The organism is Pseudomonas sp. LW8 (assembly GCF_041956865.1).
Lineage (GTDB): Bacteria > Pseudomonadota > Gammaproteobacteria > Pseudomonadales > Pseudomonadaceae > Aquipseudomonas > Aquipseudomonas siliginis.
In genome coordinates, this window is the sequence record NZ_CP168138.1 from 2,495,415 (window position 1) to 2,521,080 (window position 25,666).

General features: G+C 58.5%; 32 protein-coding genes and 3 tRNA genes. 11 read left to right on the plus strand and 24 right to left on the minus strand.

Going from position 1 to position 25,666, the window contains the following annotated elements:
- The 5 genes from AB9L16_RS11185 to AB9L16_RS11205 all read right to left on the minus strand — a co-directional run bounded on the left by AB9L16_RS11185 (position 1) and on the right by AB9L16_RS11205 (position 5,330).
- The gene (locus AB9L16_RS11185; RefSeq protein ID WP_041478730.1) at positions 1–1,023 is read right to left on the minus strand and encodes an ABC transporter permease; all 1,023 of its coding nucleotides are present in this window, start codon (positions 1,021–1,023) and stop codon (positions 1–3) included.
- The gene (locus AB9L16_RS11190; protein WP_056785267.1) at positions 1,023–2,084 is read right to left on the minus strand and encodes a microcin C ABC transporter permease YejB; all 1,062 of its coding nucleotides are present in this window, start codon (positions 2,082–2,084) and stop codon (positions 1,023–1,025) included. The genes AB9L16_RS11185 and AB9L16_RS11190 overlap by 1 nt, the downstream gene beginning before the upstream one ends.
- Positions 2,084–3,952 carry an extracellular solute-binding protein gene (locus AB9L16_RS11195; RefSeq protein WP_150635512.1) on the minus strand — a complete coding sequence of 623 codons (1,869 nt, stop codon included), beginning with the start codon at positions 3,950–3,952 and terminating at the stop codon, positions 2,084–2,086. The genes AB9L16_RS11190 and AB9L16_RS11195 overlap by 1 nt, the downstream gene beginning before the upstream one ends.
- A 131-nt stretch (positions 3,953–4,083) precedes the next feature.
- The gene (locus AB9L16_RS11200; protein WP_041478733.1) at positions 4,084–4,365 is read right to left on the minus strand and encodes a peptidylprolyl isomerase; all 282 of its coding nucleotides are present in this window, start codon (positions 4,363–4,365) and stop codon (positions 4,084–4,086) included.
- A gap of 95 nt (positions 4,366–4,460) precedes the next feature.
- Positions 4,461–5,330: a triacylglycerol lipase gene (locus AB9L16_RS11205; protein WP_056786840.1), complete on the minus strand. Its 870-nt coding sequence runs from the start codon at positions 5,328–5,330 to the stop codon at positions 4,461–4,463.
- A 334-nt stretch (positions 5,331–5,664) separates the two neighbouring features.
- Here AB9L16_RS11205 and AB9L16_RS11210 point away from each other — a divergent pair, with 334 nt between their 5' ends.
- Positions 5,665–6,744, plus strand: coding sequence for a hypothetical protein (locus tag AB9L16_RS11210; protein ID WP_353187433.1), 1,080 nt, complete (start codon positions 5,665–5,667; stop codon positions 6,742–6,744).
- Between the two features lie 54 nt (positions 6,745–6,798).
- On the opposite strand, the gene AB9L16_RS11215 is transcribed toward AB9L16_RS11210, so the two are convergent.
- The gene (locus AB9L16_RS11215; RefSeq protein WP_375123555.1) at positions 6,799–7,872 is read right to left on the minus strand and encodes a 3-deoxy-7-phosphoheptulonate synthase; all 1,074 of its coding nucleotides are present in this window, start codon (positions 7,870–7,872) and stop codon (positions 6,799–6,801) included.
- 605 nt (positions 7,873–8,477) lie between these two features.
- On the opposite strand from AB9L16_RS11215, the gene AB9L16_RS11220 reads away from it, so the two are divergent.
- The 6 genes from AB9L16_RS11220 to AB9L16_RS11245 all read left to right on the plus strand — a co-directional run bounded on the left by AB9L16_RS11220 (position 8,478) and on the right by AB9L16_RS11245 (position 12,365).
- Complete coding sequence (locus AB9L16_RS11220; RefSeq protein WP_056785278.1) at positions 8,478–8,921, plus strand: N-acetyltransferase; 444 nt, start codon at positions 8,478–8,480, stop codon at positions 8,919–8,921.
- A 127-nt stretch (positions 8,922–9,048) separates the two neighbouring features.
- Entirely contained in the window at positions 9,049–9,690 is a 642-nt protein-coding gene (gene uvrY / locus AB9L16_RS11225) for a UvrY/SirA/GacA family response regulator transcription factor (RefSeq protein WP_024012761.1), read from the plus strand.
- A gap of 2 nt (positions 9,691–9,692) precedes the next feature.
- Positions 9,693–11,516 (plus strand): excinuclease ABC subunit UvrC, encoded by a 1,824-nt coding sequence (gene uvrC / locus AB9L16_RS11230; RefSeq protein ID WP_150635509.1) that lies wholly within the window; start codon positions 9,693–9,695, stop codon positions 11,514–11,516.
- A gap of 32 nt (positions 11,517–11,548) precedes the next feature.
- Positions 11,549–12,109 carry a CDP-diacylglycerol--glycerol-3-phosphate 3-phosphatidyltransferase gene (gene pgsA, locus AB9L16_RS11235; protein WP_041478738.1) on the plus strand — a complete coding sequence of 187 codons (561 nt, stop codon included), beginning with the start codon at positions 11,549–11,551 and terminating at the stop codon, positions 12,107–12,109.
- Between the two features lie 60 nt (positions 12,110–12,169).
- Positions 12,170–12,245, plus strand: a tRNA-Gly gene (locus AB9L16_RS11240).
- A 46-nt stretch (positions 12,246–12,291) separates the two neighbouring features.
- A tRNA-Cys gene (locus AB9L16_RS11245) sits at positions 12,292–12,365 on the plus strand.
- Positions 12,366–12,451: 86 nt separating this feature from the next.
- Here the strand turns inward: AB9L16_RS11245 and AB9L16_RS11250 are convergent.
- On the minus strand, positions 12,452–12,985 hold the full coding sequence (locus tag AB9L16_RS11250) for a GAF domain-containing protein (protein ID WP_164488345.1): 534 nt from the start codon (positions 12,983–12,985) through the stop codon (positions 12,452–12,454).
- 490 nt (positions 12,986–13,475) lie between these two features.
- On the opposite strand from AB9L16_RS11250, the gene AB9L16_RS11255 reads away from it, so the two are divergent.
- Positions 13,476–13,562 (plus strand) — tRNA-Leu (locus tag AB9L16_RS11255).
- An 82-nt stretch (positions 13,563–13,644) separates the two neighbouring features.
- Here the strand turns inward: AB9L16_RS11255 and xerC are convergent.
- The 7 genes from xerC to AB9L16_RS11290 all read right to left on the minus strand — a co-directional run bounded on the left by xerC (position 13,645) and on the right by AB9L16_RS11290 (position 16,954).
- Positions 13,645–14,676, minus strand: a complete 1,032-nt coding sequence (gene xerC / locus AB9L16_RS11260) for a tyrosine recombinase XerC (protein WP_158958858.1) — start codon at positions 14,674–14,676, stop codon at positions 13,645–13,647.
- A 1-nt stretch (position 14,677) separates the two neighbouring features.
- Positions 14,678–14,884: a DUF4224 domain-containing protein gene (locus tag AB9L16_RS11265; protein ID WP_056785291.1), complete on the minus strand. Its 207-nt coding sequence runs from the start codon at positions 14,882–14,884 to the stop codon at positions 14,678–14,680.
- A 140-nt stretch (positions 14,885–15,024) separates the two neighbouring features.
- Positions 15,025–15,177 carry a hypothetical protein gene (locus tag AB9L16_RS11270; protein WP_375123556.1) on the minus strand — a complete coding sequence of 51 codons (153 nt, stop codon included), beginning with the start codon at positions 15,175–15,177 and terminating at the stop codon, positions 15,025–15,027.
- Between the two features lie 48 nt (positions 15,178–15,225).
- Positions 15,226–15,534 (minus strand): hypothetical protein, encoded by a 309-nt coding sequence (locus tag AB9L16_RS11275; RefSeq protein WP_375123557.1) that lies wholly within the window; start codon positions 15,532–15,534, stop codon positions 15,226–15,228.
- Positions 15,535–15,539: 5 nt separating this feature from the next.
- Positions 15,540–15,902 (minus strand): hypothetical protein, encoded by a 363-nt coding sequence (locus tag AB9L16_RS11280; RefSeq protein ID WP_375123558.1) that lies wholly within the window; start codon positions 15,900–15,902, stop codon positions 15,540–15,542.
- Positions 15,903–15,951: 49 nt separating this feature from the next.
- Complete coding sequence (locus AB9L16_RS11285) at positions 15,952–16,143, minus strand: Lar family restriction alleviation protein (RefSeq protein WP_375123559.1); 192 nt, start codon at positions 16,141–16,143, stop codon at positions 15,952–15,954.
- A gap of 73 nt (positions 16,144–16,216) precedes the next feature.
- The gene (locus AB9L16_RS11290) at positions 16,217–16,954 is read right to left on the minus strand and encodes a hypothetical protein (RefSeq protein ID WP_375123560.1); all 738 of its coding nucleotides are present in this window, start codon (positions 16,952–16,954) and stop codon (positions 16,217–16,219) included.
- 169 nt (positions 16,955–17,123) lie between these two features.
- Here AB9L16_RS11290 and AB9L16_RS11295 point away from each other — a divergent pair, with 169 nt between their 5' ends.
- Positions 17,124–17,420 carry a hypothetical protein gene (locus tag AB9L16_RS11295; RefSeq protein ID WP_083386928.1) on the plus strand — a complete coding sequence of 99 codons (297 nt, stop codon included), beginning with the start codon at positions 17,124–17,126 and terminating at the stop codon, positions 17,418–17,420.
- A 28-nt stretch (positions 17,421–17,448) separates the two neighbouring features.
- Here AB9L16_RS11295 and AB9L16_RS11300 read toward each other — a convergent pair whose 3' ends face one another.
- The 5 genes from AB9L16_RS11300 to AB9L16_RS11320 all read right to left on the minus strand — a co-directional run bounded on the left by AB9L16_RS11300 (position 17,449) and on the right by AB9L16_RS11320 (position 21,106).
- Positions 17,449–18,009 carry a hypothetical protein gene (locus AB9L16_RS11300; RefSeq protein WP_252877531.1) on the minus strand — a complete coding sequence of 187 codons (561 nt, stop codon included), beginning with the start codon at positions 18,007–18,009 and terminating at the stop codon, positions 17,449–17,451.
- Positions 18,006–18,263: a hypothetical protein gene (locus AB9L16_RS11305; protein ID WP_236169742.1), complete on the minus strand. Its 258-nt coding sequence runs from the start codon at positions 18,261–18,263 to the stop codon at positions 18,006–18,008. Before AB9L16_RS11305 ends, AB9L16_RS11300 begins: the two co-directional genes overlap by 4 nt.
- Positions 18,263–18,574 carry a DUF4406 domain-containing protein gene (locus AB9L16_RS11310; protein WP_375123561.1) on the minus strand — a complete coding sequence of 104 codons (312 nt, stop codon included), beginning with the start codon at positions 18,572–18,574 and terminating at the stop codon, positions 18,263–18,265. The genes AB9L16_RS11305 and AB9L16_RS11310 overlap by 1 nt, the downstream gene beginning before the upstream one ends.
- Positions 18,571–19,215: a hypothetical protein gene (locus AB9L16_RS11315; RefSeq protein WP_375123562.1), complete on the minus strand. Its 645-nt coding sequence runs from the start codon at positions 19,213–19,215 to the stop codon at positions 18,571–18,573. The genes AB9L16_RS11310 and AB9L16_RS11315 overlap by 4 nt, the downstream gene beginning before the upstream one ends.
- 208 nt (positions 19,216–19,423) lie before the next feature.
- Positions 19,424–21,106, minus strand: coding sequence for a DNA cytosine methyltransferase (locus tag AB9L16_RS11320; protein ID WP_375123563.1), 1,683 nt, complete (start codon positions 21,104–21,106; stop codon positions 19,424–19,426).
- A 154-nt stretch (positions 21,107–21,260) separates the two neighbouring features.
- Here AB9L16_RS11320 and AB9L16_RS11325 point away from each other — a divergent pair, with 154 nt between their 5' ends.
- Together AB9L16_RS11325 and AB9L16_RS11330 are read left to right on the plus strand one after the other, a co-directional pair.
- Positions 21,261–21,605, plus strand: coding sequence for a DUF6864 domain-containing function (locus AB9L16_RS11325; RefSeq protein WP_375123564.1), 345 nt, complete (start codon positions 21,261–21,263; stop codon positions 21,603–21,605).
- Positions 21,602–21,910 carry a hypothetical protein gene (locus AB9L16_RS11330; RefSeq protein ID WP_375123565.1) on the plus strand — a complete coding sequence of 103 codons (309 nt, stop codon included), beginning with the start codon at positions 21,602–21,604 and terminating at the stop codon, positions 21,908–21,910. The genes AB9L16_RS11325 and AB9L16_RS11330 overlap by 4 nt, the downstream gene beginning before the upstream one ends.
- Positions 21,911–21,932: 22 nt before the next feature.
- Here the strand turns inward: AB9L16_RS11330 and AB9L16_RS11335 are convergent, their stop codons facing one another.
- The 5 genes from AB9L16_RS11335 to AB9L16_RS11355 all read right to left on the minus strand — a co-directional run bounded on the left by AB9L16_RS11335 (position 21,933) and on the right by AB9L16_RS11355 (position 25,576).
- Positions 21,933–22,247: a hypothetical protein gene (locus AB9L16_RS11335; protein ID WP_375123566.1), complete on the minus strand. Its 315-nt coding sequence runs from the start codon at positions 22,245–22,247 to the stop codon at positions 21,933–21,935.
- A gap of 69 nt (positions 22,248–22,316) precedes the next feature.
- On the minus strand, positions 22,317–22,910 hold the full coding sequence (locus AB9L16_RS11340; protein WP_375123567.1) for a hypothetical protein: 594 nt from the start codon (positions 22,908–22,910) through the stop codon (positions 22,317–22,319).
- Positions 22,907–23,674: a lambda exonuclease family protein gene (locus tag AB9L16_RS11345; RefSeq protein ID WP_375123568.1), complete on the minus strand. Its 768-nt coding sequence runs from the start codon at positions 23,672–23,674 to the stop codon at positions 22,907–22,909. Before AB9L16_RS11345 ends, AB9L16_RS11340 begins: the two co-directional genes overlap by 4 nt.
- Positions 23,671–24,429, minus strand: a complete 759-nt coding sequence (locus AB9L16_RS11350) for an ERF family protein (protein WP_375123569.1) — start codon at positions 24,427–24,429, stop codon at positions 23,671–23,673. The genes AB9L16_RS11345 and AB9L16_RS11350 overlap by 4 nt, the downstream gene beginning before the upstream one ends.
- A 7-nt stretch (positions 24,430–24,436) precedes the next feature.
- Positions 24,437–25,576, minus strand: coding sequence for a hypothetical protein (locus AB9L16_RS11355; RefSeq protein WP_375123570.1), 1,140 nt, complete (start codon positions 25,574–25,576; stop codon positions 24,437–24,439).
- Between the last annotated feature and the right edge of the window lie 90 nt (positions 25,577–25,666).

Genomic DNA, 25,666 nt, shown 5'->3' on the forward strand with positions numbered 1-25,666 from the left:
TCAGGATCGAGGGTCAAAAGCGTCACGTAGCGCTTCGCCGATGAATACCAACAAGGAGAGGATCAGCGCCAGAGTGAAGAACGCGGTCAACCCGAGCCACGGTGCTTGCAGGTTCTGCTTGCCCTGACCGATCAGTTCGCCCAGCGAGGCACTGCCGGCCGGCATGCCAAAGCCAAGGAAATCCAGCGCGGTCAGCGTCGAAATGGCCCCGGTCAGAATGAACGGCAGGTAGCTGAGCGTCGCGTTCATTGCGTTGGGAAGAATGTGCCGGAAGATCACCTTGCGGTCAGTCAGGCCCAGGGCGCGTGCGGCTTTGACGTACTCCAGATTGCGCCCGCGCAGGAACTCGGCGCGCACCACATCGACCAGCGCCAACCAGGAAAACAGCGCCATGATCCCCAGCAGCCACCAGAAATTCGGCTCGACGAAACCGGAGAGGATGATCAGCAGATACAGCACCGGCAGCCCCGACCATACCTCCAGCACGCGTTGTCCGAGCAGGTCGACCCAGCCACCGTAATACCCCTGCAATGCGCCGGCGGCGATACCGATCAGCGCACTGACAAATGTCAGCATCAAGGCAAACAGAATCGACACCCGAGCGCCAAAGATGACCCGCGCCAGCACATCGCGTGCCTGATCGTCGGTGCCCAGCCAGTTCACCGAAGTCGGGGGACTTGGCGCCGGTTTGTTCAGGTCATAGTTGGGGGTGTCGTCGCTGAACGGAATCGGCGGGAACAGCAACCAGCCACCGTCCTTGCGTATCAGATTCTGCACGTACTCGCTGCGATAATCGGCCTGAAACGGCAGTTGCCCGCCGAACTCCTGTTCGGTATGGCGCTTGAACACCGGGAAGTACCACTGGCCCTGATAACTGACCATCAACGGTTTGTCGTTGGCGATCAACTCGCCACCCAGCGTCAGGATGAACAGGCCGATGAACAGCCACAGCGACCACCAGCCACGACGGTTTTTCTTGAAACGTTCGAAACGGCGACGACCCAAAGGCGAGAGCTTGAACATCAGGCATTCCTCGCGGCGAAGTCGATACGCGGGTCGACCAGGGTGTAGCACAGGTCGCCGATCAGTTTTATCAGCAGGCCGAACAGGGTGAAGATGAACAGTGAACCGAACACCACTGGATAATCCCGCGATACCGCTGCTTCGTAACTCATGCGCCCAAGGCCATCGAGGGAGAAGATCACTTCGATCAGCAGTGAGCCGGCGAAGAACACACTGATGAACGCCTGAGGTATCCCCGAGACCACCAACAGCATGGCGTTGCGAAACACGTGTCCGTACAGCACGCGGCGTTCGCTCAAGCCTTTGGCGCGGGCCGTTACTACGTACTGTCGGGTGATTTCATTGAGGAACGAGTTTTTTGTAAGGATCGTCAGCGTCGCGAATCCACCGATCACCAGCGCGGTGACCGGGAGCACCAGATGCCAGAAGTAATCGGCGATCTTGCCCAGTGTCGACAGCGATTCGAAGTTGTCCGACACCAGCCCGCGCACCGGAAACCAGTTCAGCGAAGTGCCGCCGGCGAATACGACGATCAGGAACATCGCGAACAGAAACGCCGGCATGGCGTAACCGATGATGATCGCCGTGCTGCTCCAGATATCGAAATGGCTGCCGTGGTGCACAGCCTTGCGGATGCCCAGCGGGATCGACACGAGATAGGTGATCAGCGTCGCCCACAGCCCGAGCGAAATGGTCACCGGCATTTTTTCCAGAATCAGGTCGGTGACTGTCGCGCCACGGAAGAAGCTCTTGCCGAAGTCCAGTTGCGCGTAATTCTTCAGCATCAGCCACAGACGCTCGTGGGCCGGTTTGTCGAAGCCGTACTGCTTTTCGATGTCCTTGATCAGCTGCGGATCAAGGCCACGGCTGGCGCGCGAGGCAGAGCTCGAGGTCTCGCTGGCACCGCCGCCGACACTGGCACCGCCAATGCCTTGCAGGTGGGCGATGGCTTGTTCCACCGGTCCGCCGGGCGCGGCCTGAATGATCACGAAATTAACCAGCAGGATGATCACCAGCGTCGGAATGATCAGCAGCAGGCGCCGCAGTATGTAACCCCACATCAGTGCGGTCCTCCGGGTCTGCCGCGACTGATTTTCTCAGCGGTCATCTGTTGATTGGTCAGTGGCGTGCGGCTGATTTCCCACCAGCTCTCGATGGCTTCGTCATTGCTCGCCTGCACCGTGGGAATGCCGAAGCGGTTCCACCAGACGGTCGAGGTGCCTGGCGGGTAGTAATTGGGAATCCAGTAGTAGTTCCATTGCAGCACCCGGTCCAGCGCATGGGCGTAATGCAGCATGTCTGATTGGGTCGAGGCGCGGATCAGGCCGTTGATCAAAGTGTCGACTGCCGGATTTTTCAGCACCATGTAATTGTTCGCGCCCGGATCGTTGGCCGCTGCCGAGCCGAAGTAGTTGAGCAACTCGCCGCCCGGAGAAGTGGTAACGGGGTAGCCGGTGACGATCATGTCGTAGTCGCGACTCATCAGGCGATTGACGTATTGCGAGGCGTCGATGCGGCGAATATTGAGCTCGATGCCGATCTGTTTCAGCGTGCGCTTGTAAGGCAACAGCAGGCGGTCCATTCCATTCTGGCTGACCAGAAAAGTGAAGCTCAGCGGTTCGCCGGCGCTGTTGACCAACTGGTCGCCATCCGGTTTCCAGCCGGCCTGCTCGAGCAGTTCCAGGGCTTGCAACTGCTTGTCACGGATGATGCCGCTGCCATCGGTCTTCGGTGCTTCGAAGACTTTGCTGAACACTTCCTCAGGCACCTGACCGCGCAGCGGTTCAAGGATTTTCAACTCCTGCGTATCGGGCAACTGCCGGGCGGCGAGATCGGTGTTGGAGAAGTAACTCTGCTGGCGGATATAGACGTTACGCATCATCTGCCGGTTGCTCCATTCGAAATCCCAGAGCATCGCCAGTGCCTGGCGCACGCGGCGGTCCTGGAACATCGGCTTTTGCAGGTTGAACACGAAACCCTGGGCCGATTGCGGCGCTTCAGTGGCGAGGTGGGCTTTCTGCAAACGGCCATCGCTGAGGGCAGGGCTGTCGTAGCCGATCGAATAGCCGGTCGCGGAAAACTCGCGGTTGTAGTCATAGGCGCCACCACGCAGCACCTGGCGGGCGACATCGGTGTCGCCGAAATACTCGATGCTGAAATGGTCGAAGTTGTACAGGCCGCGGCTGACCGGCAGGTCCTTGCCCCACCAGTCGCCATTGCGTTCGAACGTGATACTGCGCCCGGAGTCGACCTTGCCAACCCGGTACGGCCCGCTGCCCAGCGGCGGTTCATAACCACCGCCGCCGGCGAAATCGCGGCTCTTCCACCAGTGTTCGGGGAATACCGGCAAGGTCGCGATGTCCAGCGGCAAAGTTCGGTTTTCGTTGCTTTTGAAGTCGAAGCGCACGGTCAGCGGTGCCTCGATTTCGACGCCTTTGACGTCGGCAAACTGGGTGCGATAACGCAGGCTGCCCTGGGTCATCAGCAGGTTGTAGGTGTAGCGCACGTCTTCGGCGGTAATCGGTTTGCCATCGGCAAAGCGCGCCTTCGGGTTGATGAAGAAACGTAGCGAAAGACCGTCGTCCGAACGTTCCATCTTCTGCGCAACCAGACCATAGACGGTGTAAGGCTCGTCCAGCGAGCGTTGGGCCAGCGGCGAGTACAGCAGGCCGTCGATCTGCGTCACGCCGATGCCTTTGTCTATATAAGGCAGCAAATGGTCGAAGTGGCCGATCTCGATGGCCGAGCGCCGCATCGTCCCGCCCTTCGGCGCTTGCGGATTGGTGTAGTCGAAATGGCTGAAACCGGCGGGGTATTTGGCCGGTTCGCCGTAAACGGTCAGTGCGTGTTGCGGGGCAGCGTTCACGCCAGCGGCGCCAATGAGAAAGGCGAGGGCGGTGAGCATCAGTGTGGGAAAAACCAGTCGCATCGTCAGCCTTGGAACGCAAAATCGATAAGCGCAAGTTGTACGCGACCCGCGCGCCACTCGCCAGCCGTATGTGTAACTGAAACACAACGGCCCACCAGAAGGCGGGCCGTTGTCAGCAATCGGACGACGAATCAGTCCTGACGGCTGGTGACTTCCAGCAGGTGATAACCGAACTGGGTTTTTACCGGGCCTTGCACGACGTTGATCGGCGCGCTGAATACCACGGTGTCGAATTCCTTGACCATCTGGCCTGGACCGAACGAGCCCAGATCGCCGCCCTGACGGCTGGACGGGCAGGTGGAGTTGGCTTTGGCGACTTCAGCGAAATCGGCGCCGGCTTCGATCTGAGCCTTGAGTTCGTTGCACTTGTCTTCGCTGGAAACCAGGATGTGGCGGGCAGTGGCTTTGGCCATGGGGAATTCTCCGAACTGTTTCAATAAAAGGTGGAGCGTACCGGAATCAGTCGGCGAATTCTCGGCAAAGTTCCATTCTGCGTTCCTTGCCCGATTCATAGATCCGCCGCTTGCAGACGCTGGGCATGTTCGACGTACAGGTCGATCGGATCCGGCGAGGGCGCTTTTGTGCCCGCGCTCCGCCGCAGGCTGGCCAAATGATCCATTGGGTAATCGGAGCGGATCACTTGGCCGAGATGGCTACTGAAGCGTCCGACGAAACCATCATTCTGCTGGGGTTCGGTGGTGAAATATTGCGACAGGACCCGGCAGGTTGCTTGAACCGGATCCAGCACTGGCAACGTGGATTGCGCAACAACCCCGCTCCACGAGTAGTAGCGCACGCCGTTGACTTGCTCAGGACCATGCCCGCCCCAGGTTTGCGGCAGTCCCTGGGGAAATTTGTCATTGAATTGACCGACGCCGACCGTGGTCAATGCGTTGAGTGCGGCTAACGCATTCTGCGGCAATGTCGCGCTGCCGCTCAGTAGCGACAGTAAGTCGGCGAAGTGCGTTGCGACATTCTGTGCGACGGCTTCGGGAAGCTTGCCCGGAATCAGTGCCCTGCGCAGGAAGTCGGCGAGCTCCGAGCCATGGTTCGGGCCACTGACGGAGGTGACCGAAGCGACGACGTCTGGTGCAAGCGCCGCGGCATAGCGTGCAGCGAGTGCGCCTTGACTGTGTCCTATGAGGTTGACTTTCTTCGCGCCTGTGCCTCGTAGCACGCAAGCAATCTGTGACAGCAATTGCTCACCCCGCTTTTCATTGTCGTGGGTGGCCGAAAGGTGTGGAACAAACAATCGACATCCGGCGGTTTTCAGCGCGGACTTGACGTCATGGAACAGCTCGAAATGACCGATATGCTCGAACCCGAACAGACCGTGGACCAACAGGATGGGATAACGAGTTGTAGCATTCCGTTGCATGTTCTTACCTTTTTCGTAGAAGTTCATCGGGAAATCACCGGGCCACTCTAAAACACTCATCCCGTTGAAGAAGTACGAAGAGGCTTCACATTGCGTTTGAAAATGGACTACGAGGCGTACGAAATTTCGGAGAGCTGTGAAATCCGAATCGGAAGTTCAGTGGGTCGTTTGTCGGCATAACCGCGTGACCTCTGCTGTTGCCTACTTTGCGAGTAGCGGTTACGCCGTTGTCGCGGTGGATTCGGCTGACATCCGGAACGTTCAAAGAGGTCCTCAATGTAGATGTCAGTGTCGTCATTCGGGGCGGCACGTTTTCCAGGGAGTGGAAGCGAAAATGAATAGCCATGAAATCGAGTTTTGCTGGCGGATGCGCCAGCCGATGGTTGCCGAAGTGTCTATCGAACCTCTGGTCGCGCCAACGATTGACGGGCTCCAAGGGAGCGTGTTGGATCCTTCGCTGGCCAAGGCCATCGTTCGCATTTCCCCTTATGCCAACATGAGCTGCGGCGATCAGATCGTGCTGTCTTGGGAGGGGCTGGATATCGAAGGCTTTGCCTATCAATACGAGAGTGTTCGATTCATCAGCCAGGTCCAGGTTGGCAAAGACGTCATCTTCGTCATCAAGGCAATGCATGTCGCTGCGCTGGACGGGGGCTCGCTTGAGGTTTACTGGGCACTTCAAAGTGCGTCCGCGCCCAAGGCAGTGGAATCTGCTCGCCTGCAACTGTCTGTCGGGGACGTTGGACCGCATCTGTTGGCGCCGCAAATAGAAGGGTCGGTAAACGGAGCGCTGGAGCCGTCGCGAGTGGTCGAAGGCACCCTGGTGACCCTGCAGCCTTACGCTCGGATGTCAGCGGGCGACCGGATCATGCTGTCGTGGCATGGAGATGCTTCGCCTGAAATATTCACCGACTCGTTGAAGGTCGAGGCCTGCGCCGTCGCGCAAAGCCTGTCCTTCTGGGTGCCGGCCAGCTACGTCGAAGCGCATCGTGGTGGCGAGGTGGTGGTCGCCTACCGTGTTGAACAACGCTGTGGAGCCATCCGAACCTCGGAGCCTGCGACGGTTTTCATTGGGCCGGCAGTGCGTGCTGAACTGGCCGCGCCGGATATTGTTGGGACGATCGATGATGTGCTGTCGGTGAAGGACTCGATAGAGGGGGTTTCCATTCTGATTGAAGACCCGCTGGTGCAGGAAGACGAGTTGGTCTATCTCAAGTGCGATGGTGATTTTTTCAGTCATCGCGATGATCTTGAAATCACTCGGGAGGCGGCCGGGCAACCGGTGAGTTTCATTGTTCCCCATCGGTTCTGGCGCGAGCACCACGGCACGACGGTGGAGATTGCCTACACCATCGAACGTCTGGACGATACCAGTCAGCAATCTGCCGTGAGGCGGATCAGCATAGTGGCATAACCTGGGGAAGGTCAGCCCTCCGCGCTTCGTATGGAACGGGAGGGCGATCTGCGATCAGGCCCTGGCGTTAGCGAGGCGCCGTGCGGCGTCGGTCAGCAACTGTTCCGTTGCGTCAAAGCCGAGGCAGCCATCAGTTATCGATACGCCGTAGCGTAGAGAGGTGCTCAGCGGCTGGCAGCCTTCGAACAGATGAGATTCCAGCATCGCGCCGATCAGCGAGTGGTTGCCACGCAGGCGTTGTTCAAGCACCTCGTTGAAGACGGCTGGCTGGCGCAGGGGATCCTTGCCGCTGTTGGCATGGCTGCAATCGACCATGATCCGGCTGGGAATCTTCAGTCGGCTGAGTTCGGCGCTGATGTTGGCTACGCTGGTTGCGTCGTAGTTTGGCCCTTGATGGCCACCGCGCAGCACAATGTGGGTGTCAGCGTTGCCGGCTGTCTGCACGATCGCCGGATGCCCTTGGCTGTCGACGCCGAAGTGTCGATGCGGATGGCCTGCCGAGCGCATGGCGTCGACAGCAATGGCGGCGCCGCCGTCGGTGCCGTTCTTGAAGCCCACCGGCATGTTCAAGCCACTGGCCATTTCGCGGTGGATCTGCGACTCGGTGGTGCGGGCTCCAATGGCCACCCAGCTCAGCAGGTCATCAAAGTAGTTGGCGGCCATGGGTTGCAGGAGTTCGGTAGCGACCGGTAGTCCGAGCTGGATCATTTCCAGCATCAGTTCGCGCGACAGCGTCAGGCCGGTAGCCATGTCGTCAGTGCCGTTCAGATGCGGATCGTAGGCCAGACCTTTCCAGCCAACTGTCGTACGCGGCTTTTCGACGTAGGCGCGCATCACCAGCAGCATTTCACTGCTGACATCCTCGGCCAGGCGAGCGAGTTTGCTGGCGTATTCGATTGCTGATTGCGGATCATGGATAGAGCAGGGGCCAACGATGACCAGCAGGCGTGGGTCTTCACCGTCAAGGATGGCGCGCACCGCCTGGCGATGAGTGTTGACCTGTTGATGCAGGGAATGGCTGAGCGGCAATTGCTGTTTGAGCTGCAACGAGCTGGGCAGACGCAGGGTCAGCGCTTCGTTGGCAGAATCGATTGTGGACAGCGGCAAAGCGGAAACTGAAGAGTTCATGTTCGGTCTTCCTGGGCGGATGGCGGGTCTTTCCCGCGCAATCGGCCCTACTGGGGTGTTCGACAAATGGCCGTACTGGCTAGGCATGTGTGTTTGCCACCTGTGGGTGACCGATCGGAGGCGGCAGGCTGTCCCGAGCGGAGGCTGGTAAATCGCCAGGCGCTAAAGCTGTCGTAACGGTAATAAGTGGCGTGGTTCATGGTGTAATCCTCGAAATGTGGTGTGTCGCTGAAAGTGATGGGCCTGAAAAAACAAAACCCCCGGTCGGGAGGCCGACCGGGGGTTGAGAAATCTCTGGTAGGCGACCCGTTATCATGGGCGCCGTTTGGGTATCAGGCGCGCCAGTGGCTAAACCAATACCCAAAATAAAAATTGTCAGGAGCGCAAGTGTGATTCACCCGGGCAGCCGCGACCGAGCGCAGGGCGCTGGTGGTGCAAGACTGTGGAAGGGTGTTGAACATGTGCTGTCTCCGTTGAATGCGCCGAGCTTACTCGACGCTGATACGCATCAGCAATCAGAAAATGCTATTGCCCGCCGCTCGAAACGCCTATCACTGGCAAACCATGCGGGTGAAGGGCAACTTTGCAGTCATGGAGAAAGCTGAATGAGTTATCGAATCCGGCATGCCACCCGTGATGATCTTGCTCTTGCGCGGGATCTGACCTGTCGCAACATGCTGCGCTATTACATTGACCACGACCTGTTGTGGCAGGACGAGGCGTTCGACGCAGGCTGGCAGTATCGTGACAACTGGATGATCCTCCAGGATGAACTGGCGATCGGTTTTTTCAGTCTGAGCCAGGATGCGCGGGCGCTGTACATACGCGAATTGCAGATTGATCATCTCTGGCAAGGGCAGGGCGCCGGTTCCTGGGCCATTGGTCAAGTTACCGAAATGGCTCGTCAGGCAAGACGACCGGCACTGCGACTGACAGTGTTTGACAATAACCGGGCGCAAGAACTGTATGCACGCAAAGGACTGCGCATCGTGGGCAGGGATGAGTGTTTCCTCAGGATGCAGCTCGATTTGAGTACAGCTGTGCTCTGAAACCCACAGCCGGCAAGCCCTGAATGATGAATTGAAACTTTTTAAATGCGGCTTTCCGCTAGGTCTGTCTGGCACTTTTTGCTAAGGTGTCCGGCATCCCAATAAGACCATATCGCGAGGTGTCTGCTTGATTAGGGTGCTAGTGGTCGACGACCATGATCTCGTTCGCACAGGCATTACACGAATGCTGGCCGATATCGATGGCCTGCAGGTGGTGGGTCAGGCCGAGTCAGGTGAAGAGTCCCTGATCAAGGCCCGTGAATTGAAGCCTGACGTAGTGCTCATGGACGTCAAGATGCCCGGCATTGGCGGCCTCGAAGCCACGCGGAAGCTGCTGCGCAGCCACCCGGACATCAAGGTGGTTGCCGTTACGGTGTGCGAGGAAGACCCTTTCCCGACGCGTTTGCTGCAGGCCGGGGCGGCTGGTTACCTGACCAAGGGCGCGGGTCTGCCGGAAATGGTTCAGGCCATTCGTCTGGTCTTCGCCGGGCAGCGTTACATCAGTCCGCAGATCGCTCAGCAGTTGGCAATCAAATCATTCCAGCCCACCAATGATTCGCCGTTCGATGCGTTGTCCGAGCGGGAAATCCAGATTGCGTTGATGATTGTCGGTTGCCAGAAGGTCCAGATCATTTCCGACAAGTTGTGCCTGTCGCCGAAAACCGTGAATACCTACCGCTATCGCATTTTCGAGAAGCTTTCGATCAGCAGCGACGTCGAGTTGACACTGCTCGCGGTGCGTCACGGCATGGTGGATGCCAGCGCCTGACCATGACCGAGAAATTTGATTCCAGTGCTTTCCTGTCGACCGTCAGCGGTCGGCCCGGCGTCTATCGCATGTTCGACAGCGAAGCGCGCCTGCTCTATGTCGGCAAAGCGAAAAACCTGAAGAAACGTCTGGCGAGCTACTTTCGCAAGACCGGGCTGGCGCCGAAGACGGCCGCACTGGTCGGCCGTATCGCTCAGGTCGAGACGACCATCACCGCCAACGAAACCGAAGCGCTGCTGCTGGAACAGACGCTGATCAAGGAGTGGCGCCCGCCGTACAACATCCTGCTGCGCGACGATAAATCCTATCCGTACGTGTTTCTCTCCGACGGGCAGTTTCCGCGCCTGAGCATCCATCGCGGGGCAAAAAAGGCCAAGGGCAAGTATTTCGGCCCATATCCGAGTGCCGGTGCCATACGCGAAAGCCTGAGCATCCTGCAAAAAACCTTTTTCGTTCGCCAGTGCGAAGACAGCTATTACAGGAACCGCACCCGTCCGTGCCTGCAATACCAGATCAAACGCTGCAAGGCGCCGTGCGTGGGGTTGGTCGAGCCTGACGTCTACGCCGAAGACGTGCGCCACTCGGTGATGTTCCTCGAAGGTCGCAGCCATGCGCTGACCAACGAGCTGTCCACGGCGATGGAAGAGGCAGCGATCAATCTCGAGTTCGAGCGCGCGGCCGAATTGCGTGACCAGATCGGATTGCTGCGCCGGGTACAGGACCAGCAGAGCATGGAAGGCGGAACCGGCGATATCGACGTGATTGCCGCATTCGTCAACCCCGGCGGCGCCTGTGTTCACCTGATCAGCGTGCGCGGCGGGCGAGTGCTGGGCAGCAAGAATTTTTTCCCGCAGGTCGGCATCGAGGAAAACGTTTCCGAAGTCATGGCGGCGTTTCTCGGCCAGTACTACATCAGCAGCCCCGAGCGGGATTTGCCGAGCGAGTTGATCGTGAATGTGGTTCACGAAGATTTTCCAGCGCTGATCGAAGGGATTCATACCTTGCGCGGCCGCGAATTGGCCATCAGTCACCGGGTGCGCGGTACCCGTGCGCGCTGGCAGCAACTGGCCGTGACCAACGCTGAGCAAGCGTTGGGCGCGCGTCTGGCCAACCGTCAGCACACCGCCGCGCGATTCGACGCGCTGGCCGAAGTGCTGAATCTGGATGAGCCGCCGCAACGTTTGGAATGCTACGACATCAGTCATTCCAGCGGCGAAGCGACGGTTGCCTCCTGCGTGGTGTTCGGGCCGGAAGGCGCGATCAAGTCGGATTACCGCCGCTACAACATCGAAGGCGTCACTGCCGGCGACGATTATGCGGCCATGCACCAGGCGCTGACCCGCAGGTTCAGCAAACTCAAGGACGGAGAGGGCAAGTTGCCGGACATCCTGCTGGTTGACGGTGGCAAGGGCCAATTGTCGATGGCCCGCGATGTGCTCAACGAACTGGCCGTGCCGGATCTGATCCTGTTGGGCGTCGCCAAAGGCGCCACGCGCAAGGCCGGTTTCGAAACGTTGTATCTGAATGATGCAGCGCACGAGTTCACCTTGCGCGGCGATTCGCCCGCGTTGCACCTGATTCAGCAGATCCGCGATGAGGCACACCGCTTTGCAATTACGGGGCATCGCGCCCGTCGCGGCAAGACCCGCCGAACCTCGACGCTTGAGGGTGTCGCAGGGGTAGGGCCGACGCGCCGCCGTGACCTGTTGAAACATTTTGGTGGATTGCAGGAGCTGTCTCGTGCAAGCATCGAAGAGATCGCCAAAGCCCCGGGGATCAGTAAAAAGCTCGCTGAGTCGATTTATGCGAACCTGCATAGTGAGTAGAATGCCCCTTCACCTCGTAGCCAGTTGTGCCGATGAATATCCCTAATCTGATTACCGTTCTACGCGTCCTGCTCATCCCGATCTTCATATTGCTGTTCTATCTGCCTTACCAATGGAGTTACATGGCCTCCGCTTCGGTTTTTGCCTTTGCGGCTGCAACCGACTGGCTCGATGGTTATCTGGCGCGCCGACTGGAGCAAAGCACACCGTTCGGGGCGTTTCTCGATCCGGTCGCCGACAAGCTGATGGTCGCTGTTGCCCTGGTCTTGCTGGTGCAGGAACACGGCAATCTCTGGCTTACGCTGCCCGCAGCAGTCATCATCGGTCGCGAGATCGTGATTTCGGCGCTGCGCGAATGGATGGCCGAACTCGGCGCCCGGGCACAGGTGGCCGTTTCCAATCTCGGCAAATGGAAAACAGCGGCGCAAATGCTCGCGTTGGTGATTCTGCTGGCTCATCCAAAGGCATTGAGCTTCTGGGTCGTGCTCGGTTATACGCTGCTGATCGTCTCGGCAGGGCTGACCCTGTGGTCGATGGTTCAATACCTTCGCGCCGCCTGGCCGCACCTGAAGACTGATGTAGAAAAGAAATAAAAGTTTTTTGAATCAAGGGGTTGACGGGGCTTCTTAATTCTATAGAATGCGCCACACCAAGCGGGAATAGCTCAGTTGGTAGAGCACGACCTTGCCAAGGTCGGGGTCGCGAGTTCGAGTCTCGTTTCCCGCTCCAATTTGTACAGTGTTTGTTGTTGCGCTACTGACAGCAAATACTTTGAGGCCGAGTAGCAAAATGGTTATGCAGTGGATTGCAAATCCACCTACGCCGGTTCGATTCCGACCTCGGCCTCCACTATCAAAAACCCCGTAGATCAATGATCTACGGGGTTTTTTGTTGCTTGCGGGAAAAGTGTGGTGTTCCGCATCGTTTGAGTAGGGTCACTCAGTCAGACACGCCCCGGTCTTGATATGGCTGGCACCTTCCACCGTCAGATTCGAGAAAAAGATGCAGCCAATAAGGCGTGCGAATAACGTCAGTGTGTCCGCAAGATCCGGGTTATCAAACAGAACGGCCCTTGAATCCAGAGCACATAGGGCACCCCAGAGTCTTCCGTCCGGCAGGAAAACAGGCGCGCCTGCGTAGCTTTCAATTGAATACTGCTTCACCACAGGACGTGACGACAGTCGTCCATCCTTGCTGATTTGTGGAAGGAAGAGGGCTTGAGGATTTCGTCGAAACTCACTGCAGAGCGTAGTTTCCAGATCCAGCGTATCGCCTACGTTTATTCCCAGTTCAATCGGATCGTATGCCGAACAGACGATCCATTCCGTTTCCGTGAATTTTGCGATTCCGGCAAAGCGTGTACCGGTCAGGCGGGTGACAAGCTGCAGGATATTGGTGGTCGCTTCGATCTCGGCGATCGCCGAGCGCTCCTCTTGGCTTAAAGACGCTTTTAGAACGGTGTCACTCATTTGCATGGAATCAAATCTCCTGATTGCTTGTACATCCCTGAGCTCTGCTCTGGTGACGTTCTGTGAGGCGTGATCGTGGTTGAAGGGGGGCGTGCTGATACCCTTTGATTATTGATTTCGGCGCCAACCTTTAGCGTAGACATCCCGTCCAGACTTGGGTTGCCTGCTCATAATCTCAATCGATGAAACATCTGTCACCCGTGCAGCCAAGGTGATGGTGAGCATCTGAATCTTTTGAGTTTATCGCCACAATTTCCAGTCTGGTTGCTGCGATTTGCCAGTTACCTCGGCCTCTACTTCAAGCAAACTTCGTAGCTCCCTGATTTCTGGGGCTTTTTAATTTTCCGCGGTCAGCGATATTTAGTTCTCAAATCGCGCACTCCAAACTTGCTTCACCGGGACGTGATGTATATATTCCCCGCTCGGCTTTTCAAGCGGTCATCCTGTGAGGATCCAACCGCAAGGCTGAACAGAGCAATACCGCGCTACCGCCCGAATGGCGAAACTGGTAGACGCATGGGACTTAAAATCCCCCGCTCGTAAGGGCGTGCCGGTTCGATTCCGGCTTCGGGCACCATCTTAAATCAAGGGTTTGCGAGCGAAAGCAGATGCAAACCCTTGTTTGTTTCTGGTCCGCTATTTTGATGTTGGTCCGCAATTCACTTGGTGGGAGTAACTTTCTTGCCCATGCGATTGCGTATGTATTGCTCAGTCATCACCACGGTAGTATGCCCGAGTTGATCTCTGGCCTGCATGATGTCACCGCTGGATTCGGCCTTGTCAGTACCTGCCTTGGCGCGTAAATCCCGCATCTGAAATTCAGATTTCTCAACCCCGGCCGCTTCCCTGGCCAAGTCAAACCTCCTGCGCAACATCGCCACCGTCATTGGTGTGCCGTCCTCTGTAACGATCAGCCGCGTCGAGCGGACCTTGTGTTCTGACTTTCGGGACATGATTCGATCAATCAAAACCTTAAGCTCGCCAGTGATCTCGATCCGACGCTTTGCCTTGGTCTTTCCCTGCAACACCCAAATCTGCCCGTCGCGCACATCGCGCTCGTCCATCAACCGGGTATCGGTCACTCTTTGACCGGTCAAATAAGCGAGGTCCATTGCGTCTTGTAGGCCCGCGTCCGCCTTGTCGTGCACGCGCTTGAACAGCGCATCTTCGACATATGTGTCCCGGCCGGTCTCTTTGTTGCCCTTGATGCCCGCGCATGGATTGGCAAGCGATGTGTAGCCCTTATCCCGTGCGTAATTCCAGATCGCGCTGAGCAGAGCCTTTTCGCGGTTCGCGCGCACTGGCGCGGACTTTCGCCAAGTGAGGTATTGGCGAACGTGCAATGGCTCGATCGTTTCCAGCGGTGCCGGTGGATCGTCAAAGAAAGCGATCAGGTTTTTCAGCTCGCGCTTGTTGTCAGCCTGGGTGGCTGTTCCTTTGGTTGGGACGATGTCGACCATGTATTTTTCGGCGACGTAGCGGAACGTGATGACCTTGGCGACCAGATCGGTTGCGGTGCGATCACGCTCTAGCTTCGCGTATTCCATGATCGCCAAGCCGTAGTCGCTGCCCAGGGGAATTTCCTTTCGGTCTTTTCCGCCCGTGTCGTAGTAGTAGAACACCCGGCCGCTGGCTTTCTTGCGTTCCCGCAGCCTGGCGATCGAGCCGGGTTTACTTGGTCGTCTTCCCATGTCAGCTGGCCTTACGTGATTTCCAGACGGGCTTTTCTGATTCAAATGCGCCGACGGCGGTGACCGCCATCGCGGTGACACTCGGCCAGCCGTTCACTTTAATCGTATGGCGAACGCCATTCTTTTTCAGGTTGAGGATCTGACCTGCCTTGGTCCGCGCGCCGGTGAGCTCGCAAACCTCCTCGTGTGACAGAAACTGGATGGTCATTGTGATGCTCCATGCCGCGCGTGGCGGCAGAAGGTGGTGATGGGTTATGCAGGCAGCAAGCCTTTCGCTTTTGCTTCTGCCCGGCACTGTTCGCGAAACTCTCGAGCTTTTTCGATTGCTTGCTGTTTGCTGGCGGCCTTCTAGGTGGGGCCGACTTGGATGAACTTGCCGCGCAGCTTGCCGCACCAGTGCTTCACGAAGTCGCCGTTCTCGATCTGGCAGATGGTGCCGGCCGATGCTTTCGGCGCCGTCGCGTAATCCACCAGCTTCTGGTCGTACGTTAATTCGGGCATGCGAATACCTCGCCCGCCGTACGCCGGCAGGCTGTTGAGTGGTTGGAGTTATTGCTGGACCAGTTCGGCGGGGACCTTCACGGCGGCGCCGCGCTTGGCGAATACCACGGCGCGGAACACTGCGATGGTTCGGGTTTCGCCGGGCTGGCGGTTGAATGGATCGTTTGTCGCGTCGGCCAGCCAATTGTGCCGGTGGCCAACATCGACCCAGACGCCGTACTTCGTGGTCAGATGCTCGGCGTCGGGCGCGGCGAAGAGATCCAGCTGGCCAGTGTCGGGCTGCTGACCACCCTCGATCGCGTTGATTGCCCAGTCCAGCGCCGGGCCGGTCAGTTTCTCGGTGCGGACGCTGACCATGCGGTTCATCGTGCCCTCGCCTTGGCTCGCTCTGACAGTTCGCAATTGGCAGCCAGCTTCAGCAGGTTCCGCGTTGTTGGCCTGAAATTGCTTGTGTCCGGATAACATTCGAACTGATGGCCTTCCGGGTAAGCGTTGAATGGCCCGTGCCAGGGCCAATTCATTTTCCAATCAGCCCACACGGTGTAAGCGTCCACGCCATCGCCCCAATAATCAGTGCCGCCTCCAACACTGAGGCAGTGCCTGACACTCGAACGCTGCTCATACGCCAGTTCAGAATGCTCGTCATCACGCCAAGCCTTTCGGTACAGGGATGGATGCAATTCAACCAGTCGCTTGCTCAGTTTCTTTTCGATGCGCGCTTTCATCACCGCGGCCCCTTGTAGCAGTACACGTATCCGAACCAGGCGAGGGCGATCATGGCGTCACCACTTTGGCTTTGCGTTCGAGTTTGTTCCAGCGGCGGATCACCGCCTCTTCGGAGCAAGCGTGCTGGAGTCTGAATTCACAGCCGCGGCATTCAACCCAGCTCGCGGCATTCGCGGCGCTGTCGATCTCCAGATCATCGTCGCCGCATTCAGGACAAGGTTTCGGTTTTGGATCGCTCACGAGATCACCGCCTTTATGGTCAGTACCAATGGAAGCCAGAAGAAGAGGGTGCAGCCGAGTAAGCGCTTGGTGATCATGGGGCAGCCTTCCTTACGTCCTCGACGGTGACGGTGTGGGGGATGACGTCCTTGATGGTGAAGAATTCAGGTTGGCAGTGCTTCCGCGCCCATGCCATGAGCGGCCGCATCGCCTGCACCAAGTCAGCCTTCGCGGCGGCGTCGAGCGTTGGGTAATTGTCGACCCACTCGCCGGCGTCGCTTTCGTAGGCGCGGTCGCACATGTGTTCGAGCAAATCGTCTTGGTCTGGCAGAAAGCTCGCCGGGTCGTCTTTACACTCGGTGCCGCGATAGACCGTATCGCCCTCGTATAGGCCGGGCCTGAAGCTGGCCGGGTGCCCGTCGCCGCAGCTGTCATGGCCGTAGTTGTCTTTGAGCAAGTCGGTCAGGCTGTCGTAATCCCACGAACCGTTCTCGCCCGTGAGCGACCACTTCTCGCCAGTTGCCGGAGCTTCATAGTCTGGAATCGAGTTCGCCGCAGCGATCGGTAGGGCCGCCCTGAACTGTTCGAGATATTCGGCTGGCTTCGATCCCCAGCGATTAAGCAGGCACTCGTCATCAACCGGCGCGCCTTCGTCTTCTGGCTCTCCTGACGGTTCGCCCGGCACCATGAAGAACTCACGCTCGACAGCCTGGAGAAGGTCGGAGAAGTGTTTGGTGTTTTCGATGTTGACCAACAGCGTCGACAGTTCGTGGTTGGAGCTGAGGCCGAACAGGTTGTAGATCCGGGCCAGCTCTGGCTTATGCTTGGGCATGACTTCGTCCTTGCCGCTATAGCGGCTAAAATATGTACAAGGGAATTGGAGCTGTAGAGGTATTGAAACCAGCCGTCCGTAACCGCTTCGGCGCCGTTGCGCTTCGTTCGATCAGGTCTATCTTTGGAGGAGTTTTAAGCCCCTATCAAGGAACAGGCAGGAGGGCGGTATGAGGCTTCGCGGCGACATTTTCTGGGCTTGGGCAGATCCCGAGATCCACAACCGAACACATGATGAAACTCTCAGTAATGGAACTCACATCGACGTGCAGGTCAGGCTATCTCGTACCGGCGAAACTCAAATGTTCATCGGTGTTTATGCTTCCGGTGGCATGGCGTTGCATGAAGAAACCGTTAACCCAAGTCCGGGTGAATCAATGACCAGAGCTATGGCTTGGGGCGTAAGCCGAGCTCGTCAGTTGGCTGCTGCTGGAAGTGCGAGTCCTAAGTCAGCGTCCTCGAAATAGCGGCTGACTTTGAAGGGGGAGGGATTTACTACAGACCGGTCAGATATTCTTTGATCAGGTCGGCGACGCACTCGACGGTGAGCAGGGTGTCGGAGTCGGGGAATTCCTCGGCCAGCCTGGTCACAAGTTTTTCTGCCACCAGCGTGGGGTGCTCGGCGCGTGGGTCAGGCTTGCACCAGAATGCGATGATCTTCCGGCCGTCCCCTTTGAAATCAGACAGGAACCGACCTTCTACCCGTTCATATGACATGCTCAGGTGAACGGCGGCGACTTGTTTCCCGTCCTTGAAGTCCGGGATTCGGTGCATCGCCCATGGCTCAAGATCCTGATCGAGCATCAATAGTTGATGTACGAGCTGGCGCACCGTCTTCGGTGATCCCCATGTCACGGGTTCATCCGGGATCGGCGCGGTCATCTCATCAATCCGCTGATCCGCTGCGTTCAGGCGCTGCTGCAGGGCGTCACGCTCGGCGGTGACCCGGTCGAACTCGGTGGCCATCACCACATCAGGCCCGTGCGGGTCATATCCAATGGTCGCGCCGGCCGCTGAAATCATTGTCACGGCTTTGTATCGATGGACTTCAGTCATGGCAGTTCGTCTCCGGCGACCATCTTGCAGGGGCCAAGCCGAACAGTTGCCAGCTCTTCCTTAAGTTCGTTGATCCGGTCTTGGGCCTGATCAACAACCTTCTGTGCTTCGTGCACATCGATCCAGTTGCCCATGGCCTGGTCTTCGAATTTCTGCACCGAGTTGCCGGAGGGCGAAAGCAGGAAGGCGTAGCGGGGCAGCGCGTTCAGCTTGTCCCAGAATTCGAAACCTTCACGCGTTTGTATGTTGCGCATCATGCAATCTCCATCGATACCAGATCATGGGCATTCACAACCTTCATGCCGAGCTCCTTGCCGATGTGGACTTCGAGGCTGGCGCCGCGAGAGTCCTGCCAGCCGGGCAGGGTGGCCACGGTGTCGCATTCCATCAGGGCGGCGATGTCTCGGCGCATGCATTCGCTCCAGGTGCCGGCGTCTGGGTTGAGCTCGGCGGGGTTGATGACGCTGTGCCCGGCGGCGCGGAGGGTGGCGGCCGTGGAATGGAACAGCGGGAAGTTGAGGTCCAGCATGTTGGTCATGGGACCGCTGAGGTAGATGCGCTTCATGCTGCCACCTGCTGCGGTTGTTCTTGGCGCAACGCGCCCTGTACCGCTTCCACCACCTGGCGCAGGTAGTTGAATTCGTGATTCTCCTCGACCGCCTTGTCGCCAACCGGGTAGTGCCACTCATCACCTAACAGTTCAGTCAGCAGCCTGTCGTGATGCCAACACTCGTTTGGCGACTCGACGCTTCGTAGAGCGTCGATGTCGTGCCAGAGCTCACGCGCCTCATCCTTGCTCAGCTCATGCAGCTCCCAGTCATGTCGTCCGGTCTGTTGCCGGCGCCGCTGGACGATGCACTTTTTCGCGAAGGTGTGAAGGGCATTCCCGCTGAACCGCGTACTGCTGATACCGCGATCGAGGCAGTTCAGGACGTAGTGCCAATCACAGTCGGCCACGAACTCGGCCACCGTGCGCGGACCCATGCCGCCCCAGTAGGCGCTCCAGCTGTGGTCCCAGCAATTGACCGTGATTTTGCCCTGGGCGGTCTGATAGCTCGGGTCGGATTCAGTAGGGCAGTCGCGGCGGCCGAAGTCCTCGAGGAACACGGTAATCGCGTCGAGACGCGGCGCGCCGGTGATCACCAGCTTGGTCACAGTCGAGCGCTCGACCTTCAGCGGCTCGGCCGGTTTGTTTTCTGTGGGCATGGGGCGTCCTATGCCGGGGCATGCCCGGGCGGTGGAGGGTGGTGTTTGGAAAAACCCCAAGTGGAACGCTTGGGGTAAGCGGCAGACCATCGAGCACTACCGTCAGCGCATCGTGCGATAGCTGACCAATTGCCGAGGCGCCGCCGAATGAAGAAACTGACTGAGCTGATAAACCTGATCGCTGCCGTGATTCGGCTGATCGACGCGATCATCCGTACGGGCTGGGTGTGATCTGCTTGAGGATGCGCCGGCCGATCCAGCGCACGCACGGCACGGCCTTGCTGTTGCCGATCGCCTTGTAGCGGGGACCGTCCGGGCACTCGCTGGCAGGCCTGCCGCGCCATGGGATCAGCGTGTAGTCGTCAGTCATTCCCTGGAGACGTTCGCACTCGCGTGGGATGAGGCGCCGAACCGAACTTGATCCCGAAACAAAGTTGGGGCCCAGGGCTGAGTCAGTGTTGTCGACTTGCTTGCCGTAGTTGCTTGTAAGCGTTTGGTCGACCTCTCGACATGCAACGATTGGCTGGCCGCGCCCTGTGCCGTCCTCGCTGCCGTCGAAGCCGTCGGCCTTGAGCGTGTGAGTGATATCGCCGGTGATGCAGACTGCGTTTTCCTGCCCGTTGTTTCGGCCGAGAGCGAAAGCTGTTGTGCTGCTGACGCCCGGGTCCTGAGTGCCATGAACGACCAGCAAGCCGGATTCTGCGTCCTGCTGCGTGGCGCTGCCGGCCGTCTTACCGTTGGCGTTGAGTGTGCCAGCCACAATGAACGCCTCAGAGTCGGCACGGTGGCTGCTCTGTGCTTGGGCGCGCAGCGCTGGCGCTGTGAGCGGGATATCGTCGAGCGAGTATCCGCCAGACTTTCGTCCACCGCCGGCGAGGGTCGGCGCGACAACGAAGTGGCCTGCTGCCGCACCATCTGGGCGCCGGCCGGAACCTCCACTAAATGCATGGATGGTGAGAGCTCCTGCTACCTCCGGATGGAGAAAGAAAGTCTCGCTTTCCATATCAAGCCGGGTGTCCTTCGCGGTGAGTGTTGCCGACCGCTCGACCGATCCGCCAAGGCTGTGACCGCCGAACGCCGGCACGCCGCAGAACACACCAACCGCTGGGCCTTCGTCGCCCTCGCAGTTCGGGCAGCCGTACTGCCCTAGTGACTCTTCGAAGGTGTATCCACATCCGCACTGGAGCGCAGGGCCGAAAGGAGCTGATCCGGTAACGTCTTGCCCCTCGCCTCGGCGCGGCGCAGTATCCCGGCGCACGCCTTCTCGCTCAAAAAGTACCTCGGTGGGATCGAATCCGTCTCGAGCACCTGCGACAACGAACACACGGCGGCGTCGTTGGGCCAGGCCGAAATATTGGGCGTCTAGGATCCGCCACGCGATTGTTCTTTTGGGTCCATACACACAACCAGCGTCCGGCCATTTCTTCCCTGAAGGCTGCAGTTCGCAGTCTTCCCCAGCAAGCGCGCCAAGAAAGCATCCGAAGGCGTTGCCTTTGTCGCTGAGGACGCCGGGGACGTTTTCCCAGACGATAACGCAGGCGGGCTTTCGCTGGCCGGCGCGAACATAGTCAACTGCATCTGCAAGCTCCACGTATTTGATGGTGAGCGCGCCGCGCGGGTCGGTGAGTCCTTCGCGCATCCCGGCCACGCTGAAGGCTTGGCACGGTGTTCCGCCTACGAGGACGTCCGGTGCGGCGATCTTGCCGGCCAGCACCTGGGCGCCGAGTTTGGTCATGTCGCCGAGGTTCGGCGTGTTCGGGTAGTGGTGGGCCAGCACCGCGCTGGGGAACGCTTCGATCTCGGCGAACCAAGTGGCGCGCATGCCGAGCGGCTTCCATGCAAGCGTTGCCGCCTCGATGCCCGAGCAGACCGAGCCGTAAGTGATTTCCATGTGGGATCCTCGCCGGCTGGCGTGATTCGTAGAAGTGGGGTATTTGTGTTTACAGCACTGGCTCAAACTCAGGGGCACGCAGCTATAAGCCCGAGAGCATATGTTAATATTGCTATTCAATAGCTCAATCTTTCCGCCCGGAACCGAGATAAAAATGGACGTAACCGCTTCGATTGATGGTCTAACGCTGATAGATAGTGGTACAGCGCTCCTTGCAAATTCCGAGCTTAAACTGGAGGTGGAGAGCCTTCCGATTTCGATATCTTTTAAGTCTGATTCGGGAACTACAAGATGGGAAACCCAAGGGAGTGAAGCGACGGGCGTGATTTTCACGCTTTTTAATATGGACAGTCCTCAGGGTGGCGGCATATTCACCCCGGTTTCAATTGCAAAGTCTCCAGAAGTGGAGTTTTTCCTTTCGCTGTATGTAACTACGCTCAATAAAGGCGCACAACGGATTGTAGTTTATAACTTGTTCGCGAAAGGGGATGATGTGTGATCGAACCTATTGTAGCGAAAGGCGAGCTTAATCATCATGAAGCTCCCACGCGAATTGCAAAGCCAGTCGAAGGTGCAGGAAGAATCGCTGCTAACATCGGTACTGGGGAAAACGCTCGTAACGCAATCGTCTGGATGACTATAACCTGGAGCTTCATAATCGCCTCCGGATTAAGTGTTCTTTTATTCTCGCTGGTTGTGGCGGACAAGGATTTTAAGTATCTAGAACAGATAAAATCAGTTTGGACGATTTTCATTCCGCTGATCACATTGGCTCTAGGGTACTCGTTTGGTAAGAGTCAATAGTTGTAGGCTGCAATCAAACTGACTACTCATCACTACTGATGCGAAGTGCTTCTCGGTCGAAGGAAAGCTTCAATTTCCGCGACACGTTTTCAGGTATCACGTATTCGTGTCGCGGTGGCGGCTCCAGCAAAGGAAGGGCACCTCCCGGTCCAAGTCCGTGCAGGTGATGGATCATCAGCGTAATGGCCTCGCCCTGTTCCTTGATGCCGCTCCAAACCATCAGCTCAGCAAGTGCTTGGCGCGTACCGGGCAGGCAGTGGAGCCTGATTTCCTCTTCGCCGCGCTCCTTCCTCTTCGCCGCGGCTTTCGCTGAGCGATCTGCATTGCTCTTGGCCATGGCCTACCTCTTCAATTCCGCTGGCCGGCAAGTCCAGCCAGGTCTGTCGTTTGCGTTGTTTGGTACGAGCTATGCGGCGCATGAAGTACAGCCGCGCCGCGCCTTCGGATAATCGATGCCGTGGTTGGCGAGAATCCGCTCGAGTGTTTTATTGGCAATGCCGAGGCGTCCACAAACTTGCCGGCGAGTGATGCCCAGTTCAAGGAATGCCCTGATCCGCTCGGCGAACTTCGCGTCGCGGGCTTCCAGATGCTCCTCCCGGTCTTTACCGGTCAGGCGGCCGCGAGCCGCACCCTTGAACGTCAGGTCGTGGGTCTGGGCGATGTTGTATAGCGTGCGGCGACTGATGCCGAGCGCTTCAACAATCTCAGCCTGCGTGTGCATCGGAGCCATTTCGCGAATCCGTTCGAGCTGCTGCATGCGCTCCTGATGGCGAATGTCTTGAGCTGACAGCGGTTGAGGCGGGGCAGGCGCACGACGCCGAACGAATGGCTTCGGCGCTGGCGGCATCTGGGTGCTGTAGCTGATCGGCTTGGGCTTGTAGCCGATGGGTTCAGCCTCTTGGATCTTTCCGCCAGCGGCCAGGAATTCTTCAACCTGCGCTGCCAGCTCGCTGGATTTTGGCCGAAGAGTTTCGACCATGCTGAGGTGGTTGCTGATCATGCTGCTTTACTCCGGAGCTTCGCCTCGTAGCCGTCCACCAGCAGCTTAAACTGCCAGAGGTCTTCTTCGAGCTGCTCAATGTAGTCGTCGTCACGTTTGAATTCTTGCAGCCAGAGCTGCCGCCCAACAGGCTTGAGTAGGGGGCAGTACATCCCGATATGCCACCACTTGCGGCCGGTGATCCACATGCAGCCCTGTACCTGGTCGATAACCTCGCTGGCATCGTTGTCGATGTGGAACGCGCGAAGCTTGTCAGGCGAGAGGAAGCACTTGTACTCCGACCCGCCGTCCTCACCGATGAACCCGTCTGCACTGGCGCCGAACACGCCGTCATCAGTTTTCACCAGACCGACTTGCGTAACGATCAGGCCTGTCTGAATCTCGTGTTCCATGCGGGCTTCGGGTTCGAGTTCGTGTCCACGTCGCATCTGCCACGTTTCGAAGCCACCATCCAGCGGCGCACCGCCGATCCGTTCAACGGCCAGTTCGAAGGCGTAGGTGAGTGCGGCGTTCGATGGTTCGCCGACCTTCTCGCCATCGAGAGCTCGCTGCACGACTTCGGCCTTCGGCCCGGCCTTGTAGCCAGCCACGTCGCGGGCCTTGCTTTCGCTATGGCCGGCCAGGATCGCGTCGACATACTTCCGCTGCTGGGCGGTGAGCCCGTTCACCTTGGATCGGGCGGTGCTGAACATGCTGGCGGTGATGACTCCGGCGCGGCCTTGCAGCCATTCAGCGGAGCCCTGAGTGCAGTTGAGGACGATCATTGAGGCGCCTCCAGCTTGGCTTTGTGAACGGTGACGGCGGTCTTCACTGTGGAATAACCGTTTGTGTCACCTGATGCTTGCAGGACTTTCAGGCTCGCCTGCCAGACGTCTTTCAGTTCGTCCGGTGTAGTGGTTTGCCCAACACGCTCGAGGATGTCGGCGACGACCTGGGCGCGCATGTCATCTGTATCCGAACCATCGGCCGACTGCCCGTCATCGTCACGGGCTTCCCCGGTGGTGATGTTGAGCAGGGCGCACATGACGTAGCGCTTGCCGTACGTGGTGGAGGAGCCGACCGCCTGAACTTCGTTTCGGCCTTTGCCGATATCGACCGGCAAAGTCATGGTTGTTTGCTCGCGGTGACCGCCTCGGTGCATGAGGATGCCGGTGACCTTGATCACCTTGTCTTCGGTTTCAACCTTGAAGGTGATGGCGAAGCCGTGCTCTTGCATGATCGGCTTCAACGTGTGAGTGATGTGGTCAAGCGTGGCGTAGGAGTTGCCGGTGTGCAGGTTCACCGCGCCCTCGAACACAGTCGGGATATTGCACTGCATCTCGGCCATGGCCGCGTTGAATTCCTGCTCGGCGGTCTTGGCCTGCATGCGCTCATGCATGGCGAGCAGCCGCTCCATCTTTTCGATATCGCAGGTTGGATCGGCGGCGGCGCGGCTGATGACCGCCATGATGCTGTTGTCCGTCGAGATCGGCACGACGGCTTGCCGGCGCTGCTCCGGCATGATGATTTCGGTAGACATGGCGACCTCAGTAGCTGATTGAAATGGCGGGGATCTTGCGCTGGGCGATCAAGGTGATTGCCTGCTTGGCGCATTCCTCAGTCATGCCGCCTTCAATGAAGGCTTCCAGAGCGGCACGGTTGATCTGCTTTTTGTGTTCCAGATCGGCCTCGCGCGCCTGCTGCTGGCGGACGATTTCGGCAGCCGCTGCATCGGCGCGGCGGCGCTCGTCGGCACGCGCTTGCTCTGCGGCCTGTTCGGCGCGTTTTGCTGCGGCTTGGCGCTCCTGCTCGGCACGTTGCTCGGCAGCAATGCGATTCGCTTCCGCCTGCTCGGCCTGCTGCTCAAGCTGGAGGAGCTGACGCTCGGCCTGTGCCTCAGCATCGCGGGCCGCTTGCTCGGCGGCGCGCAGCGCAGCGGCAGCCTGGTCAAGCAACTCCTGCTCGCGGCGGGTGGCGGCGTCTCGTTCGGTCTGTGCGCGCTGCTCAGCTTCACGACGGGTACGCTCTTCAGCTTCCCGGGCGATCTGTGCATCACGATCACGCTGCGCCTGTGCTTCGGCTTCGGCGCGCAGCCGGATCAGCTCGGCTTGTTCGGCTTCGTACTGCTCGCGCTTTTCTAGCGCGATGCGCAGAACTGACAAAGTTTCAGATTTCAATCGAAGCGCTTCCGCCTCATGATCGCCGAGCCACTCGCCGTCAATCGCGATTCCTTCAAACGCTCCGATGCTGATTCTCAAATATTCAGAGTCGGCGGTACTAATGATTAGCGGATCCAGGCGCAACTCGTTGATCCACGCTTCGATCTCGCGTTTTTTGGCCTCCTCCGCCTCTTCCCAATCCGTCAGAGGCTGGCGAGTTGCGTCACGCAGCGCATCCATCTTGTTCACGAACTCGCGCAGCTCGGCCTCGACCACTTTAGGCATTTCCTTCAAGCGCTTCAGGTAGTCACGACCCGGCTTCTCGACCGCAGTCTTGGACTTGCTGACAGTCGCGGCCAAACTGGCAATGCGCGCACGGCCCTTGGCGGTCTTCAGGTCAGGGACCTCTCCGGTAACTTCGGCCTTCACTGCTTCGAAGAACTGGCTCAGGCCGCCGGCGACGTAGATGGCCGGCGCGTTGTCGGCGCTGATGTCGTCGATGGTGATGACTTGCTGTTGTGCGGACACGTGGGAATCCTTGCCGCGACGTGCGCAGCGCTTGAAGTTGAAAGTTAGGAGGTGATGCGATCGGCGAGGGCGCTGAGCAGCATCAGGAAG